Source organism: Phenylobacterium sp. LjRoot97 (assembly GCF_964254345.1).
GTDB lineage: Bacteria > Pseudomonadota > Alphaproteobacteria > Caulobacterales > Caulobacteraceae > Phenylobacterium.
Window position 1 is genome coordinate 909870 of record NZ_CAXUTH020000001.1, and the last position, 15560, is coordinate 925429.

11 protein-coding genes and 1 tRNA gene are annotated in these 15560 nt (G+C 69.9%); 9 read left to right on the forward strand and 3 right to left on the reverse strand.

Translation table 11 applies throughout. From position 1 onward, the window contains the following. The 5 genes from ACSQ2H_RS04350 to ACSQ2H_RS04370 are packed head-to-tail and all read left to right on the forward strand — an operon-like array spanning window position 1 to window position 4449. Complete coding sequence (locus ACSQ2H_RS04350) at window positions 1-828, forward strand: ABC transporter permease (RefSeq protein ID WP_436060232.1); 828 nt, start codon at window positions 1-3, stop codon at window positions 826-828. Then, window positions 825-1808 carry an ABC transporter ATP-binding protein gene (locus ACSQ2H_RS04355; RefSeq protein WP_436060233.1) on the forward strand — a complete coding sequence of 328 codons (984 nt, stop codon included), beginning with the start codon at window positions 825-827 and terminating at the stop codon, window positions 1806-1808. The genes ACSQ2H_RS04350 and ACSQ2H_RS04355 overlap by 4 nt, the downstream gene beginning before the upstream one ends. After that, complete coding sequence (locus tag ACSQ2H_RS04360) at window positions 1805-2806, forward strand: ABC transporter ATP-binding protein (protein ID WP_436060234.1); 1002 nt, start codon at window positions 1805-1807, stop codon at window positions 2804-2806. Before ACSQ2H_RS04355 ends, ACSQ2H_RS04360 begins: the two co-directional genes overlap by 4 nt. 4 nt (window positions 2807-2810) lie before the next feature. Further along, window positions 2811-3143, forward strand: coding sequence for a tautomerase family protein (locus tag ACSQ2H_RS04365; RefSeq protein ID WP_436060235.1), 333 nt, complete (start codon window positions 2811-2813; stop codon window positions 3141-3143). Window positions 3144-3162: 19 nt separating this feature from the next. Then, a complete protein-coding gene (locus ACSQ2H_RS04370) occupies window positions 3163-4449 on the forward strand; it encodes an MFS transporter (protein ID WP_436060236.1) in 1287 nt (428 codons plus the stop codon). Here ACSQ2H_RS04370 and ACSQ2H_RS04375 read toward each other — a convergent pair. Further along, window positions 4446-5417, reverse strand: coding sequence for an aldo/keto reductase (locus tag ACSQ2H_RS04375; protein WP_436060237.1), 972 nt, complete (start codon window positions 5415-5417; stop codon window positions 4446-4448). The genes ACSQ2H_RS04370 and ACSQ2H_RS04375 overlap by 4 nt on opposite strands. A gap of 148 nt (window positions 5418-5565) precedes the next feature. Between ACSQ2H_RS04375 and ACSQ2H_RS04380 the strand changes: the two genes are divergently transcribed. From ACSQ2H_RS04380 to ACSQ2H_RS04390, 3 genes are all read left to right on the forward strand, one after another. Next, a complete protein-coding gene (locus ACSQ2H_RS04380) occupies window positions 5566-6651 on the forward strand; it encodes an LLM class flavin-dependent oxidoreductase (protein WP_436060238.1) in 1086 nt (361 codons plus the stop codon). Between the two features lie 96 nt (window positions 6652-6747). Further along, window positions 6748-8139 carry an NtaA/DmoA family FMN-dependent monooxygenase gene (locus ACSQ2H_RS04385; RefSeq protein ID WP_436060239.1) on the forward strand — a complete coding sequence of 464 codons (1392 nt, stop codon included), beginning with the start codon at window positions 6748-6750 and terminating at the stop codon, window positions 8137-8139. 3 nt (window positions 8140-8142) lie between these two features. After that, a complete protein-coding gene (locus tag ACSQ2H_RS04390; RefSeq protein WP_436060240.1) occupies window positions 8143-8928 on the forward strand; it encodes a sulfurtransferase in 786 nt (261 codons plus the stop codon). Window positions 8929-9041: 113 nt separating this feature from the next. Here ACSQ2H_RS04390 and ACSQ2H_RS04395 read toward each other — a convergent pair whose 3' ends face one another. Together ACSQ2H_RS04395 and ACSQ2H_RS04400 are read right to left on the reverse strand one after the other, a co-directional pair. Continuing rightward, the gene (locus ACSQ2H_RS04395; protein WP_436060241.1) at window positions 9042-13772 is read right to left on the reverse strand and encodes an autotransporter outer membrane beta-barrel domain-containing protein; all 4731 of its coding nucleotides are present in this window, start codon (window positions 13770-13772) and stop codon (window positions 9042-9044) included. Between the two features lie 318 nt (window positions 13773-14090). After that, window positions 14091-14167: transfer RNA gene (locus ACSQ2H_RS04400), tRNA-Arg, on the reverse strand. A 60-nt stretch (window positions 14168-14227) separates the two neighbouring features. Here ACSQ2H_RS04400 and dctA point away from each other — a divergent pair. Then, window positions 14228-15535 carry a C4-dicarboxylate transporter DctA gene (dctA, locus tag ACSQ2H_RS04405; RefSeq protein ID WP_436060242.1) on the forward strand — a complete coding sequence of 436 codons (1308 nt, stop codon included), beginning with the start codon at window positions 14228-14230 and terminating at the stop codon, window positions 15533-15535. The last annotated feature ends 25 nt before the right edge of the window (window positions 15536-15560 follow it).

Consider the following 15560-nt stretch of genomic DNA (forward strand, 5'->3'; position numbering starts at 1 on the left):
ATGATCAACTTCCTCCAACGGTTCTCCCAGAACCGCCTGGCCCTGGCAGGTCTGATCCTGCTGGGCCTGGTCCTGCTGGTCGCCCTGCTGGCGCCGGTCATTGCTCCGCAGGACCCCTTGCGGATCGTCGGGCCGGCGCTGGCGCCGCCGTTCTCGCCGGGCTTCCCGCTGGGGACGGACGCCCTCGGCCGCGACATGCTGGCCATGCTGGTCCATGGCGCGCGCACCACGCTGCTGATCGGCGTGGCGGCCGCCTGCACAGCGATCCTGATCGGCGTCTCGGTGGGCGCGATCGCCGGCTACTACGGCGGGGCGGTCGGGGCGTTCTTCACGCGCCTGATCGAGCTCTTCCAGACCATTCCGGGGCTCATCTTCCTGCTGGCGGTCGTGTCGTTCGTCGGTCCGCAGCTGATCTTCGTGGTGCTGGCGATCGGCCTGATCTCGTGGGAGTCGATCGCGCGTCTGACGCGCGGCGAGTTCCTGACCTGGCGCAAGCGCGACTTCGTGCTAGCCGGCCGCACCATCGGCATGGGCGATCTGCAGATCATCTTCGGCGAGATCCTGCCCAACGCGATCGGGCCGGTGCTGGCGGTGTCCACGCTCAGCATCGCCGGGGCCATCCTGGCCGAGTCCGGACTGTCGTTCCTGGGGCTCGGCGATCCGTCGGTCACCACCTGGGGCCGGCTGATCGGCGAAGGCCGGGGCCTGATCCGCACCGCCTGGTACGTCTGCGCCATCCCTGGGGTGGCGATCGTGCTCACCGTCTTCGCGCTCAGCCTAGTCAGCGACGGCCTCAACGACGTTCTCAATCCCCGGAGGCAGCGATGACCTTGGCCGAGCCGCTGATTGAGGCGCGTGGGCTGTCCACGGCCGTGCGGACCGCCGCGGGCGAAACACCGATCGTGCGCTCGCTCGACCTGTTGATCGGCCGCGGCGAGACGGTGGCGATCGTCGGTGAGTCCGGCTGCGGCAAGTCGCTGGCCGCCCTCTCGATGATCCGCCTGCTGCCCAAGGGCCAGGCGCGGGTGACCGGCGGCGAGGTGCGGCTGGACGGGCGCGACATCCTGGGACTGCGCGAGCGCGAGATGAACGCCCTGCGCGGCCGCGACATCGCCCTGATCTCTCAGGATCCGATGAGCGCGCTCAATCCGCTGATGACCGTCGGCGCCCAGCTCTACGAAGCGATCGGCGCGCATGCGGCCTTGCCGCGCGAGGCGCTGCGCGCGCGGGCCCTGGAGCTCATGCGTCTGGTGCGCATCCCGGATCCCGAAACGCGGCTAGGCGAATATCCGCATCGCCTCTCGGGCGGCATGTGCCAGCGGATCGTCATCGCCATGGCGATCGCGGGAAATCCGCGGCTGCTGATCGCCGACGAGCCGACGACGGCGCTGGACGTGACCATCCAGGCCCAGGTGCTGCAACTGCTGCAGCGCCTGAAGGAGGAGACCGGGATGGCGCTGCTCATCGTCACCCACGACTTCGGGGTGGTCGCTGAAATGGCCGACCGGGTCGCGGTGATGTACGCGGGCCGGATCGTCGAGGAGGGCCCGGTGCGGGAGATCTTCCGCGCGCCCCGGCATCCCTACACGCAAGGGCTCCTGGCGCTCACGCGGCCGGTCCCGGCCGGAGCGCGGCTGCCGGAGATCCCTGGGGTCGTGCCGTCCTACGCCGACCGTCCAGCGGGCTGCGCGTTCCGCGGCCGCTGCGACCGCGCGCTGGAGATCTGCGGGACGACGGCTCCAGCCCGTCGGATCGTCGGCCGTCGCCACGAGGTCGAGTGCTGGTTTGATGGGGAGGTGAGCGCATGAGCCTGCTCAGCATCAAGGATCTGCACGTCCGGCTGCCGACCGGGCAGGGCGTGGTGCACGCCGTCAACGGGCTCGACCTGGAGATCGAGGCCGGGACGACGGTCGGGCTGATCGGCGAGTCGGGCTGCGGAAAATCGACGCTCGGCAAGGCGATCCTGCGACTGGCGCCGTCGGCCGAGGGCGCGATCGAGCTCGACGGGCGGGACATCACCCATCTGGACGCCCAGGCGCTGCGCGCCGTGCGGCCGAAGATGCAGATGATCTTCCAGGACAACGGCAGCGCGCTCAATCCACGCCATACGATCGGCAAGAGCATCGGCCAGCCGCTGCGCCTGGCCGGGTGGTCGGCGAAGGAGACCCGTCGCCGGGTCGAGGAACTCCTGGCCCTGGTCGGGCTGCCCACCGACGCCTATGGCCGCTACCCCAACGCCTTCTCCGGCGGCCAGCGCCAGCGGATCGGCATCGCCCGCGCCATCGCGCTCAATCCCAGCCTGATCGTCTGCGACGAACCGGTGTCGGCCCTCGACGTCTCGGTGCGGGCCCAGGTCATCAACCTGCTGGGCGACCTGCAGCGCGATCTGCAGATGTCCTACCTGTTCATCTCCCACGACCTTTCGGTGGTGGAGCACATCGCCGACCGGGTGGTGGTGATGTACCTCGGCCGGATCGTCGAGCAGGGGGCGCGGGAGACCTTCTGGTCTGCGCCCCGGCACCCCTATACGCGCGCACTGCTCGCCGCCGCGCCGGCGACCGATCCGGACGCCGCCAAAGCCATCGACAAGCCCGTCCTGCAGGGCGAACTGCCCAGCAACCTGAACCTGCCCCAGGGCTGCTTCTTCCAGGGCCGCTGCCCGCTGGTCGAAGCGCGCTGCCGCGAGGTCGCGCCGCAACTGCGGCCGGCCGAGGGCGGCAATCTCGTCGCCTGCCATCTCGTTCCCGAAGCCGCCGGCGTCCAGCCGGGCGCGTCGTCCCAACTTGCTCCCACCGAAAGTCAGTAACCCGATGCCCTCGACCCTGATCTCCACGCGCCAAGGCTGGATCCAAGACCCGCAGGCGCTGTTCGACGCCGTGCAGTCCGCCCTGACCGAGAGCATCGGCACGCCGCCTGCGGCGCGTCACCTGCGGCTGGTCGAGCACCCGGCCAGCCATTTCGCCAGCGGCCCTGGGGAGAGCGACCGCTACACCGAACTGCAGATCACGCTCTTCTCGGGCCGCACCGACGAGCTCAAGCAGGCGCTGTTCGCGGCGGTGAAGCGCAATCTCGGCGGGCTGGGCCTGGCCGAGGCCGACATCAAGGTGATCCTGATCGAGTCTCCGCGCGAAAACTGGAGCTGAGCGGCCCGGCCGATTTCCGATGACCGCTTTCGCCGCCTTTCGTTCGGGCGACTTCCGTTGGTTCTACGCGGCGCGCGTCGCCAACAACCTGGGCACCAACATCATGCTGCCGACGCTGGGTTGGCAGGTCTATGCGCTGACGCGTGATCCCTTCGCGCTGGGCATGGTGGGGCTGGCGGTCTTCGTGCCGGTCCTGCTGTCCACCCTGCCGTCCGGCCAGGCCGCCGACCGCTTCGAGCGGCGCAACGTCTATCGCGTCTTCCAGCTGGTGCTGACCGCCGCGGCGGCGCTGCTCACCGCATGCACGGTCGCGGGCGTGAGCTCGGCGGCCCCGTACTTCCTGGCGGCAGCGATCTTCGGCATGGGCAAGACCTTCTCGGCGCCGTCGGCCCTGGCCTGGATGCCGCGGCTGCTGCCGGTCCAGGACCTGCCCAACGCAGTGGCGTGGACCTCGTCGGCCTTCCAGTTGACCGCCATCGCCGGACCGGCGGTCGCGGGTCTGATCATCGCCGGTTCGGGCGAGGCGTCGGCCTACGGCGTGGCGGCGGGCTCGTATCTCGCCTCCTTCGTGCTCGCCACCCTGGTGAAGACCCGCAGTCGCGGCGGCGACACCCAGACCAAGGGCCTGGCGCATCTGCTCGGCGGGCTCACCTTCATCGCCCGCAGCCCCCTGATCCTGTCGGTGACGACCATGGACCTGTTCGCCGGCCTGCTGGGCGGGGCGACGGCGCTGCTGCCGATCTTCGCCACCGAGATCCTGCACGTCGGCGAGGCGGGTTTCGGGGTGCTGCGCAGCGCTCTGGCGGTCGGGGCCCTGGCGGCGGGGACGGTCATCGCCCTGCGTCCGCTGCGGCGACGGGTCGGGCTCTGGACCTTCGTGGCTCTCGCGGTGTTCGGGGTCTCGCTGGTCGTGTTCGGACTGTCGAAGTCCTACCTGCTGTCGGTCGCCGCGCTGACGGTGATGGGTGCGGCCCGGATGGTCGGCGCCTGCGTTCGCCAGCTGCTCATCCAGCTTTCCACGCCCGACGACATGCGCGGCCGGGTGAGCTCGGCGAACATGGTGTTCGGTAGCGCCTCGACGGAGCTGGGCGACATGGAGGCCGGGTTCGTCGCCTCCCTGACCGGGGCCGCCCCCGCCGCAGTCATCGGCGGCGTCGGGGTGCTGGCGGTGGGCGGGCTGTGGCTCTGGCTGTTTCCGACGCTTCGCAAGATCGACCGGATCGAGGATGCGCTGACGCCGTCCTTCGCCGGCGTGGAGGAGCCCGCCCGGCCCGCCGTGTTGGCGGGCCGGGGGACGTCCGCCTAGGAGGGGCCCTGGGCCGGCGCGTTCTCGGGGAAGCGCGCGCCGACGGTCACGCCGACAGGGAAGGCGGCCTCCAGTTCGGCGACGACGCCTTGGTCCAGTTGCAGGTCGTTGGCCGCCCAGTTGCTCTCCAGATGCGAGACCCGCCGCGTGCCTGGGATCGGGACCACGTTCTTGGACAGCACCCAGGCCAGCGCCACCTGCGCGCTGGTGGCGCCCAGCCGGCCGGCGACGCCTTCGATCGCCGCGCGGCGGCGGGCGTTGGCCTCGACCGCCTCGCCCTGGAAGCGCGGGTGGCGGTGACGGACGTCCTCGGCGTCCTCGGGCGCCGAAGCCCCGGCCAGGAAGCCACGCCCCAGCGGCGAGAACGGCACGAAGGTGACGCCCAGCTCGCGGGTGGTCGGCAGGATCTCGGCCTCCACCTCGCGGGTCCAGAGCGAGTACTCGCTCTGCAGGGCGGCGATCGGGTGCACCGCGTGCGCGCGCCGCACGGTTTCGGCGGTCGCTTCGGAGAGGCCGATCGCGCCGATCTTGCCTTCCTCCTTCAGCCGCACCAGGCCTCCAATCGCGTCCTCGATCGGCAGCGAGGCGTCGATGCGGTGCAGGTAGTAGAGGTCGATCTGCTCGACCCCGAGCCGCTTGAGGCTCTTTTCGACCTGGATGCGCGTGTAGGCGGGGCTGTTGTTCACGCGCTTGCCCTCGGCGCCTTCCTGGGCCTCGCCGCCGCCGACGATCCCGACCTTGCTGGCGATCACCACCTGGTCGCGGCGCCCGCGGATCGCACGGCCGACCAGCTCCTCGTTGTGACCGGCGCCGTAGACGTTCGCCGTGTCGATCAGATTGATCCCGAGCTCCAGCACGCGCTCCAGCGTGCGCAGCGACTCCGCCTCATCGGCATGCCCGTAGTTGTGGGAAAGGCCCATGGCCCCGAACCCCTGGCGGCTCACCTGGAGCGATCCGATCGAGCTCATTTCTTATCCTTGTAATCCTATTGACCTACTAGGATATGACGCGTAACAGACACGGCCTTGGGGGGCAAGGCGAGCCTTGCTTCCAGCCGGCTCAAGGCGTGCTGCGCGCCGCAGCTGGACGGTGAAATTCTAGCGGGACCATGGCGAAATGAGCACCAGACCTCTGCATTTCGGCTTCAGCTACGCGCCGTATGGCGAGCCCGGGGCGCGGTTCGATCCGTTCGATCCCGCGCAGATTTCGGCCCTGGCCCAGAGCGTCGAAAAGGCCGGCTTCACCTTCATCCGTTTCCAGGACAAGCAGGCGGTCGGCGAGGGCGCAGCGGCTTTCGCCCGCACGGAACCGCTCACGACGGCGTCGTTCCTGGCCACTCGCACCAGACGGCTCGGCTTCTTCGTCACCGGCAATACGAGCTACTTCGAGCCCTTCAACCTGGCGCGGCTCACCGCATCGCTCGACCACGTCACCCATGGCCGGGCGGGCTGGGAGCTGGTCTCGGGGGCCTCCTATCCCGCGGCGATCAACTACAGCCAGGCCGAACCGTCGGCCGAGGAACACTACGGGCGTGCGGCCGAGGCCACGGAGATCCTGCGCAAGCTGTGGGACTCCTGGGAGGACGACGCCTTCATCCGCAACAAGGCGACCGGCGAGTACGTCGACGGCGACAAGATCCATCCGATCCATCACGCCGGCGAGCGCTTCCGCATCAAGGGGCCGCTTAACGTCGCGCGGCCGCCGCAGGGCCAGCTCGTCCTGGCGCATGAGATCGCTTCGGAGCTGTCCTACCGGCTCGCCGCCGCCGAGGCCGAAGTGGTCTTCTTGGGCGCCCACCCGGTCGAGGAGCTGAAGGCTCGCGTTCAGGCCTTCCTGGCGGCGCTCGCCGCCGCGGGCCGTGACCGTTCCGACGTCCGCCTGTTCGCCGAGGCGACGCCGATCGTGGCGACAGACGCCGCGAACGCCGCCGCCCTGCTGGATCAGCTCCCTCCGGACGCCGCGCCGCGTTTCGCCGGCGCGCCGGGCGAGGTCGCCGCGCAACTGGCGGCCTATGCCGATAGCGCCGGGCTCGACGGCCTGACGCTGAAGGCCGCGGCGCTTCCAGGGCAGCTCGACGCCCTGATCGAAAGTCTTGCGCCCGAACTGCAACGCCTGGGGCTGCTGGCCGCCCCGCAGGACGGCGCGACCCTGCGCGATCACCTGGCTCTGAAGAAGCCTGCGAACCGCTACGCGGCGGCTTGAGCCGCGGCATCGACGTCGGCCGGCCGTCGGGTCGGCCGGCCAACAACTACGACCCTCGCCGGCGAAGCTCCGCTGGCGCCAAAGTGGAAGCGTCCTATGGCTGAGCGTGAACTGCACTTCGGACTGATGTTCTGGGCGAACGGCACCCACCCGTCGGGGTGGCGGATGCCGACGGCGCTCGAGACCGCGCCCTTCGACATCGAGTTTCTGCAAGGCGTGACCCAGATCGCTGAGGCGGCGAAGTTCGACTTCCTGTTCCTGGGCGACCGCCTGGCCTCCGACCCGGCGCTGCAGACCACCAACCCTTCGCAGATGTCGCGGTTGGAGCCGTTCATTTCGGCCTCCAGCCTGGCCGCCGCCACCAGCCGCATCGGCATCGTGGTCACCGCCAACCCAACCTATTACGACCCCTTCGCGATCGCCCACCTCACGGCGTCGCTGGACCACCTGTCCGGTGGGCGGGCCTCGTGGAACCTGGTGACCGGCGCCGACGAGATCGCGGCCGCGAACTTCAGCCGCGACGAGCACTGGGACACCGACAAGCGCTATGACTGGGCCGAGGAGTTCGTCCAGGTCGCCAAGAAGCTGTGGGATTCCTGGGACGAGGACGCCTATGGCGCCGAGCCGAACAGCGGCGCGCGGGCGATCAACCATCGAGGCCGCTTCTTCTCGATCGACGGCCCGTTGCCGGTGCGCCGTCCGCCGCAGGGCCACGTGGTCATCCTGCACGCCGGCACGTCCGACCGTTCGCGCGAACTCGCCGCCCGCGACGCCGACGTGGTGTTCGCGGCCGGCCCGACCATCGCGGTGGCCAAGGCCTATTATGACGACGTGAAGACCCGGGCGAGGAAGTACGGCCGCACCCCCGACCAGATCGCCATCCTGCCGGGCATGACGCCGATCGTCGCCCCGACCACCGCCGAGGCGGTGAAGATCTACGACCAGCTCAACAGCTTCATCCAGCTCGACGCCGAGGATACGCCCGAGGAGCACCGCCGCTATGGCGCGCTGGGCGGCCGCGGCAAACGCAACCTCTCCAACGTCACCCGGGTGATCGAGGTCGACGTGCGCGGGCGCGCTCCGGACGAGGCCGTCGATCCGCGGGTTCTGAAGGAAGCCAACGAGGAGGGACAGCGCCTCTTCGCCCAGATCAGCGAGCGGACCCGCCGCGACGTGACCGGCGCAAACCGCATCACCTACCGCGACCTGATCATCGCCGCGGCGGGGCAGGGCGGCGGCGTGGTCGGCGATCCGGTGGAGGTCGCCGACTACATCCAGGACTGGTTCGAGAAGGAAGCCTGCGACGGCTTCAACATCTTCCCGTCCTACAATCCCGACTCGGTCAGCGCCTTCGCCGATCTGGTCGTGCCGGTGCTGCAGGACCGCGGCCTCTACCGCCGCGACTATTCGGGACCGACCTTCCGCGACCATCTCGGCCTGGCGCGTCCGGCCAACACCCTGAGCGGCGCCCGCGCCGCGGCGGAATAGGTCATGAGCCGCTCCGACGTCCTGATCTCCGCCGCGGAGCTGAAGTCGCGGCCTGACGTGGTGCTGATCGATGTCGGACCGCGCGAAGGCCGCGACGTCGGCCTCGCCGGCGCCGTACCGGCAGACCTCGGGGCCGACTTCGCCGGCGCTGGCGGCGGCGACCTGGGTTCGCGGCCGCTGCCGCAAGTCGCCGATCTGCAGGCCCGCGTCCGGCGCTGGGGCGTCAACGCCGGCGACCTGGTCGTGGTCTATGACGACAAGGGCGGCCTGCAGGCCGCCCGAGCGTGGTGGACGCTGCGCTGGGCGGGCCTTTCCCAGGTGCGCTTGCTCGACGGGGGGCTCCAGGCGGCGCAGGCCGCCGCGCTGCCGCTTGGACCGCTCGCGGAGCGATCTGGTCCGCAAGGCGACGCCGAGCTGTCGGCCGGACATCTGCCGGTTCTGGACGCCGACGGCGCCGCCGGACTGGCGAGCGCGGGGCGGCTGCTCGACGCGCGCGGCGCCGCGCCCTTCAAGGGCGATGAGGCGGCGCGGACCGGCGGGCATATTCCCGGTTCGGTCAATCTTCCGGCGGCCGGCAATCTCGGCCCGGACGGGTTGTTCCTGTCCGATGAGGCCTTGGCGTCGCGCTATGCTGCGTGGAACGACGGACTGGGAGTCTCATGCGGATCGGGCGTATCGGCGGCGCACGCCGCGGCGGCGCTGGCGATCCTCGGCAAGGCGCCTGCGCTCTATGTGGCGTCCTGGTCAGGCTGGAGCAGCGATCCGCGCCGCCCCGTGGCGTATGGCTAAGTTCAGCAAGGGGAAACCGGATTATCGGACCTCTCTTGAAGACCGGGGCAATCCGGACACCTACCGCTTGGTACACGGCCGGCTAGCTCCGCAGAGCCAGCCGGCCGTGCGCCCTAGAACCGGACGCGGAAGCCCGCGGCGCCGGTGATGTCGTAGCTGTCGCCGAAGCTGGACAGCGAGGTGTCGCCGGCGATCTCGCCGTAAACACTGTAGCGGCCATCGCCCCAGCCGTAGGTCCCGCCGGCGGCGAGGCCGGCCCAGGTCCGCTCGCCGCGGCTGACGACCGGCACGCCGGAGACGTCGATCGCGGTCCCGTCGAGGAACTCGTGGCTAAGGTCGACCACAGCGTAGACGCCGCCGCCGGCCGCCAGGGCGTAGTCGACGCCGAGCCCTGCCCGGGCGATCAGGCTCTCGGACTTGTCATTGGCGACCACCGCCCCGAACCCGTCGGTGAAGCTGTCGAAATCGACCCCGGCGTAGGTGACCTGCGCCTGCGGGGTCAGCCGCAGCCCGCCGGCCGCAAAACCGTGGCCGGCCTCCAGCGAGGCGGACAGGCCGTCTCCCTCGATCCCGTCGGCGCGAGCGCCGAGCAGGTTGGAGGACAGGTCGCTGTCGAACCAGCTGGCCTGCAGCTGGGCGTCGACATAGCCGCCGCCGGCCGCGATCCAGGTCAGGTTTGCGCCCAGGCCATAGCCCTTGGTGTCGATGTCGCCGCCGCCATAGGGCGAGGCGACCTTGGTCTTCGCCCCGCCGAGATAGCCGGTCAATCCGGCGCTGATCACGCCGCCGGCCGCTTCACCCACTAGCGGCTCGACCCCGAACTGCAGTTTCCAGCGATCGGCCTTGAGGTCGGCGCGAGTGGTGCTGGCGTCGGGCTTGAGCTGGGTGCGGCCGCCCTCCATCCGGCCCCAGACGCCGACGCCCGCTTCGCCCGACCACTGCCGCGCGCCGGTGCGCTCGCGCATCGTGCCCAGGCCGTTCAGCAGTTGCAGCGCCTGCGGATAGGCTTCGTAGATCGGCGCGCCGGGCTGGTAGAGGGGCGCGTCGGCCGGCGCGCCCGGAATCTCGCTCGGCTCCAGGTTGGAGCGCAGGCGCCAGTCGCCGCCCACCGCATCGCGGCGCAGCACGTAGCCATAAGCCCCAGCCACGAGCACGTTCTCGTCGCCGCGGCGATAATCGCCCTGCGCCAGCGCAAAAGCGCCCGGCGCCGAGGCGCCGTCCACCTGCACCAGCAGGATGCCGTCCCGGGTCAGGGCCCCGGTCCCGCCGGCCAGGCGGTTGATCTTGACCCCAGTGACGCCCGAGGTCGCGCCGCGCACCACCAGCCGGTCGGCCGAAGCGCTGTCGTCCGCCAGGGTCGCGTCCAGCTCCAGCACGCCGCCGGCCCCGACATAGTCGCCGGCGACGGTCAGCACGCCGACGCCGCCGCGACCCGGCGAAGCCACGCCGCCGGTCTGGTTGACCAGCCCGCCAAGCTGGCCCGAACCGATCAGCCGCGCACCGGAGAGCACGTTGGTCACCCCGCCCAACTGACCGTCGATAGCCAGCGTCCCGGCGCGGACCTCGGTGACGCCCGCGAAGGCCGAGCTGTCGCCGGTCAGGCTGAGCACGCCGGCGCCCAGCTGCGCCAAGGTCCCGTCACCCGAGACCGCGCCGCCGAAGCTGACGTCGTCCGAACGCTTGAACGCCAGGGTCCCGCCGTTGCTCACGTCGCCCCAGATCGAGCCGGTCTTGCCGCCGTCGCCGATCTGCAGCACGCCGGCGCTGACCGTGGTGCCGCCCGAATAGCTGTTCTCGCCGGTGAGGATCAGGGCGCCGCCGTCCTCCTTGTTCAGCAGGCCGGCGCCAGTCAGCTCCGAGGCGATGGTGGCGACGAATGTCGCGCCCTCGCTCGTGCCGTCGCCGACGCGGACGACATTGTCGCCGGCCTGCAGGGTCACCGCGTCGCCGGTCAGGCGATAGCCGTCCGAGGCGAACTGCAGGCCGGTGACCGCGATCGGGCCTTCCGAGCCATCGACCGTTACCGTGCCGGCGGTCCCTGCGAAGATCGCGAAGGCGTCGGTGGTGAAGGCGCCGTTGGCCGCGCCGCTGGCGGTGGTCCAGTTGGCGGGGCTGGCGCTCCAGACGCCGTCGCCGCCCGTGATCGCACCGTCCGCGCCGCCCGCGCCGTCCCAGAAGTTGAAGGTCGGGGGCGGAGCCGGCGGCTCCCCGCCGCCGCCGGGCCCCGCCGGCGGCGCCCCCGAGGCGATCAGGTTCACCTGGTTGGCGATCGAGGTCTGGATCACCCCGGTGAACCCGGCCGGCAAGGTCCCGACGTCGAGGATGTTGTCGGTCAGGACGCCGGTGTAGTTGATCAGCCGGTAGACGCCCTGGAGGAAGCTGCCGCCGGTCGACTGGGTGACGTTCAGCGTGCCGTTGAGGGTCAGGGCGCCGTTGACCACGGTCAGGTCGTTCAGCGCCCCGCCGACCGTATCGGCCTGGCCCAGGCGATATCGCAGCACAGCGGATGCGTTGAGACTGAGCGGGCCATTGAAGGTCAGCGTGCCGGGATTGGTCAGGCCGCCAGGGGCGAGCGTTCCACTGATGGCGCCGCCACGCGATGTGCCGGTTCCGCCAAACGTGCCGTTCGCCTGAACGATGAGCGCATTGCCGCCGCCAGCCACCGATCCGTTCAGCAGCACCGTGCCGGCCTGAATCGTCATGACTTGATTGAAGGTGTTGGCGCCGTTGAGGATCAGCGTCCCAAGATCGGTCTTGGTGAAGCCTGCGCCGCCGCCGCTGATCGGCGTGTCGATGGTCGCCACGTAGTTGGCGCCGTCGGCGGTGCCGTCGCCGACCCGGATCGTGCGCCCGGAGCCGGTCATCGCGATCGTCCCGCCGGTCAGGCGGTAGCCGTCCACCGCAAACTGTAGGCCATGCCCCGTCCCGCCGGTCAGGTTGACCGCGCCGACGTTCACCGTGCCCGGCGCACCCGCGAAGATCAGGAAGTCGGTGGCCGCATAGGCCGTGTTCACCGCGCCGGTCCCGGTCGTCCAGTTGGTGCTGGCCGTCGTCCAGGTCCCGGCGCCGCCTTCGACGCGGCCGTTGTTGGCGCTGCCGGCGCCGTCGCCGTCCCAGAAATTGACCGGCTGCCCGGCAGTGTTGACCAGATTGACCTGGCCGGGGATCAGGGTCTGGACGGTGACGGTCGATCCGGCCGGCGTCGCGCCGACGCTCAGGCCCTGGTTATCCAAGGTCCCGCTGTAGGACATGATGCGATAGAGGCCGGCGTCGAACACGCCGCCCGCGGTGACCGTGACATTGACCGTGCCGTCCAGCCGCAGGTCGCCGCCGACCTTGATCAGGTCGTTCATCGGCCCGCCGACGACGTTCGACTCCCCGAACTCCATGTCCAGCGTCGTCGCCGCATCCAGGCTGAGGTCGCCGGCGATGGTCAGAGTGCCGGGGCTGTTGCCGGGCGCGATCCTACCGCCGGTGACGGTGACGTCGCCGCCGATGGTCCCCGAGCCGGCCAGCACCCCGCCCGCGCCGACCGCGAAGGTCGAAGTGGCTGCGCCCAGCTTACCGTCCACATGGAGCGTGCCGCCGGTCAGGTTGGCGACGCCGGTGAAGCCCGAACTGTCGCCGGTCAGGTGCGTAACGCCCGCCACCTGGTTGATGGTCCCGCCGCCGGTGATCGCGGCGACGAACTCGTAATTGGTTCCGGTGTGGTTGAAGTTCAGCCGACCCGTCCCAGGGCCGAAGGCCAGCGTGGCTGTGTCGAGAGTCCCCGCCGCAGCGGCCGCGCCGCCCTCGACACCGCCGATGTTGAGCACGCCGGTGGTCGCGGCGAAGTTGGCGCCCAGGGTGACGCCGCCGCGCGCTTCAAGCACGCCGCCGTCGGCCAGGGTCAGGAAGCCCGCGCCGTTCGAGCCGGGGGCGTTTGCGCCGAGCGACATCGGACCGTTTACGACGAACCGCGAGCCCGGGCCCGAAATGAGCAGATTGGCTGAACCGGCGCCGATCCGCGGGCCCATGCCCACACTTCCGGAAATGTTGACCTGGCCGCCGCCCAGGACGCTGAACGTGCCGCGCCAGAACGTCAGGCCGCCCAGGTTCAAGATGGAGCTCGCATCCGTCACCGTCAGCTGCGGCGTGCTGCTTCCGGAGGTCTGCGAGCCTATAATGAGGCCGCCGGCGATGGTGCTCGCGCCGCGGTCGGCGATCGTCCACGACGCAGTCGTCGTACTTCCGCCGAAAGTCGTCGCAGTCGCTCCTTCGATGTCCAGTCGAGAGCCGGCCCCGGTGACCCGCAGCTCCAGCGCGCCGGTGTTGCCCAACCCGCCGATACCGGTGCCGGCTGTGGCGTGGAGCCGTCCGCCGTTCTGGATGTCGATGACCGGGGTGACCCCAGGGTTGGCTGCCGACAGCGTGCCGGTCGTCAGCAACGTGCCGGCGCCGTCAATGACGAGCTTCCCAGTGCTGGCGATATTGGTGAGGCCGCTGACGTTCAGCGTCGCGCCGCCCAGCAGCCGCGCCTCGCCGTTGCTGACGCTGAAGTTCGTCAACGTGTTGGCGCCCGCCAGCGGGATCGTCCCCGCCCCGCTCACCGAGAGGCTGCCCGCCGCGCCGTTGAAGGTCAGCCCCGTCACCGTGAAGCCGGCCGGATCCACCACGATCTGCTTGTCCGGGAAGCTGATCGGCGCGGCGACCGCAAAGCCGGCCGTCAGCAGGATCGTCGACTGGGCGTCCGCGCTTGCGGCCGCTGCGGCCAGGGCGTCGCGGAACTGCTGTTCGGTTCCGGCGGTGAAGTTTGCGGCCTGGGCCGGGACGACGGCGCTGAGCGCCAGGACCGAAGCGGTCAAGCAAAGCCCCATCCGACGGGACGAGGAACTGTACGAACGCGACATGACTGCACCCACTGGCGGCCGGCCTGGGGGGAAGTGGCGGGCCTACGCACGCCTCCACTGGGAGCGCGGCGCGGGGAGACTGTCCTAGCGTAAACGTGAACTAACGCATAATATGGCATCGACCAAGTTGACTATTTTAAGTGGCATTTTGCCTGACAATTCTGCAGCCGCCCCGGCGACAGGTCGTTCCGCAATGCGGACTCCGCCAAGTTCGCCTCTGCGTGGAAAGCAGACCTGGGAAAGGTGCCCGCACAGCGACGACGCCCCAGCATCTGGCGGCCCGGGAGGGACTCGAACCCCCGACCTTCGCTTTAGGAAAGCGCTGCTCTATCCTGCTGAGCTACCGGGCCGACCGGTGGGGGTGATAGCGCAAGGCTGTTCCGGTGGGAATGGCTGCGATAGAGGGGCGTATGGGGTTCTTGAAGGTGTTTCGCCTGCTCTACGTGCAGGTTCTCGTCGCGATCGCGCTGGGCATCGCGGTGGGCGCGATATGGCCTGACGTCGGCATCGCGCTGAAACCGCTCGGCGACGGCTTCATCAAGTTGATCAAGATGGCCGTCGCGCCGGTCATCTTCTGCACCATCGTCGCCGGCATCGCCCGGATGAGCGACATCAAGGCGTTCGGCCGGCTTGGCGCCAAGACGCTGATCTATTTCGAGGTGGTCTCGACCCTGGCGCTGGTCATCGGCCTGGTGGTCGGCAACCTGGTCAAGCCGGGGCAGGGGTTCAACATCGACCCGAGCACCCTCGATCCCAGCATCGCCGCCGGCTATGTCGAGAAGGCCGAGCACGGCGACAGCCTGCCCGACTACATCCTCAGCCTGATCCCCGACGCCTTCTTCGGCGCTTTCGCCGACGGGGCGCTGCTGCAGGTGCTGGTCATCGCGATCATCACCGGCTTCGCCTGCTCGCGGCTGGGGGCGTTCGGCGACAAGGTCGCCGGCGTGCTCGAGGACGTCTCCAAGGTGTTCTTCTCGATCATCCAGGTGATCGTGAAACTGGCGCCGATCGGCGCGTTCGGCGCCATGGGCTTCACCATCGGCAAGTACGGGCTGGCGGCGCTGCTGAAGCTCGGCGCGCTGGTGGCGACCTTCTATGCGACATCGCTGCTGTTCGTGCTGGTGGTGCTGGGCCTGATCGCACTGGCCGCCGGCTTCTCGATCTTCAAGTTCCTGCGCTACATCCGCGAGGAGCTGCTGATCGTGCTGGGCACCTCGTCGTCGGAGTCGGTGCTGCCGCAGATGATGGACAAGATGCAGCGCCTGGGCGCGGGCAAGACGACGACCGGCTTGGTGATCCCGACCGGCTACTCGTTCAATCTCGACGGCACCAACATCTACATGACCCTGGCCACCCTGTTCCTGGCCCAGGCGACCAACATCGACCTGACCCTGACCCAGGAGCTGACCCTGCTGGGTGTGGCGATGCTGACCTCGAAGGGCGCCAGCGGCGTGACCGGCGCGGGGGTCATCACGCTGGCCGCGACCCTGGCGGTGGCGCCGCAGATCCCGATCGCCTCGCTGGCGATCCTGGTCGGCGTCGACCGGTTCATGAGCGAGTGCCGAGCCCTGACCAACCTGGTCGGCAACGGCGTGGCCACCCTGGTCATCGCCCGCTGGGAGGGCGATCTCGACCGCGAAACCCTGGCTCGTGAACTCGAGCGCGGTCCCAACCATGCCGCCGCCCCGCCGGTCCCCGCCCACGCCGAAGCCGACTGAAACGGCGAATTCAAATCGCGATCAA

Coding starts and splice junctions, on each gene's coding strand:
- ACSQ2H_RS04365 (WP_436060235.1), top strand. CDS start 2,811: ATGCCCTCGACCCTGATCTCCACGCGCCAAGGCTGGATCCAAGACCCG.
- ACSQ2H_RS04355 (WP_436060233.1), top strand. CDS start 825: ATGACCTTGGCCGAGCCGCTGATTGAGGCGCGTGGGCTGTCCACGGCC.
- ACSQ2H_RS04375 (WP_436060237.1), bottom strand. CDS start 5,417: ATGAGCTCGATCGGATCGCTCCAGGTGAGCCGCCAGGGGTTCGGGGCC.
- ACSQ2H_RS04370 (WP_436060236.1), top strand. CDS start 3,163: ATGACCGCTTTCGCCGCCTTTCGTTCGGGCGACTTCCGTTGGTTCTAC.
- ACSQ2H_RS04385 (WP_436060239.1), top strand. CDS start 6,748: ATGGCTGAGCGTGAACTGCACTTCGGACTGATGTTCTGGGCGAACGGC.
- ACSQ2H_RS04390 (WP_436060240.1), top strand. CDS start 8,143: ATGAGCCGCTCCGACGTCCTGATCTCCGCCGCGGAGCTGAAGTCGCGG.
- ACSQ2H_RS04380 (WP_436060238.1), top strand. CDS start 5,566: ATGAGCACCAGACCTCTGCATTTCGGCTTCAGCTACGCGCCGTATGGC.
- dctA (WP_436060242.1), top strand. CDS start 14,228: ATGGGGTTCTTGAAGGTGTTTCGCCTGCTCTACGTGCAGGTTCTCGTC.
- ACSQ2H_RS04350 (WP_436060232.1), top strand. CDS start 1: ATGATCAACTTCCTCCAACGGTTCTCCCAGAACCGCCTGGCCCTGGCA.
- ACSQ2H_RS04360 (WP_436060234.1), top strand. CDS start 1,805: ATGAGCCTGCTCAGCATCAAGGATCTGCACGTCCGGCTGCCGACCGGG.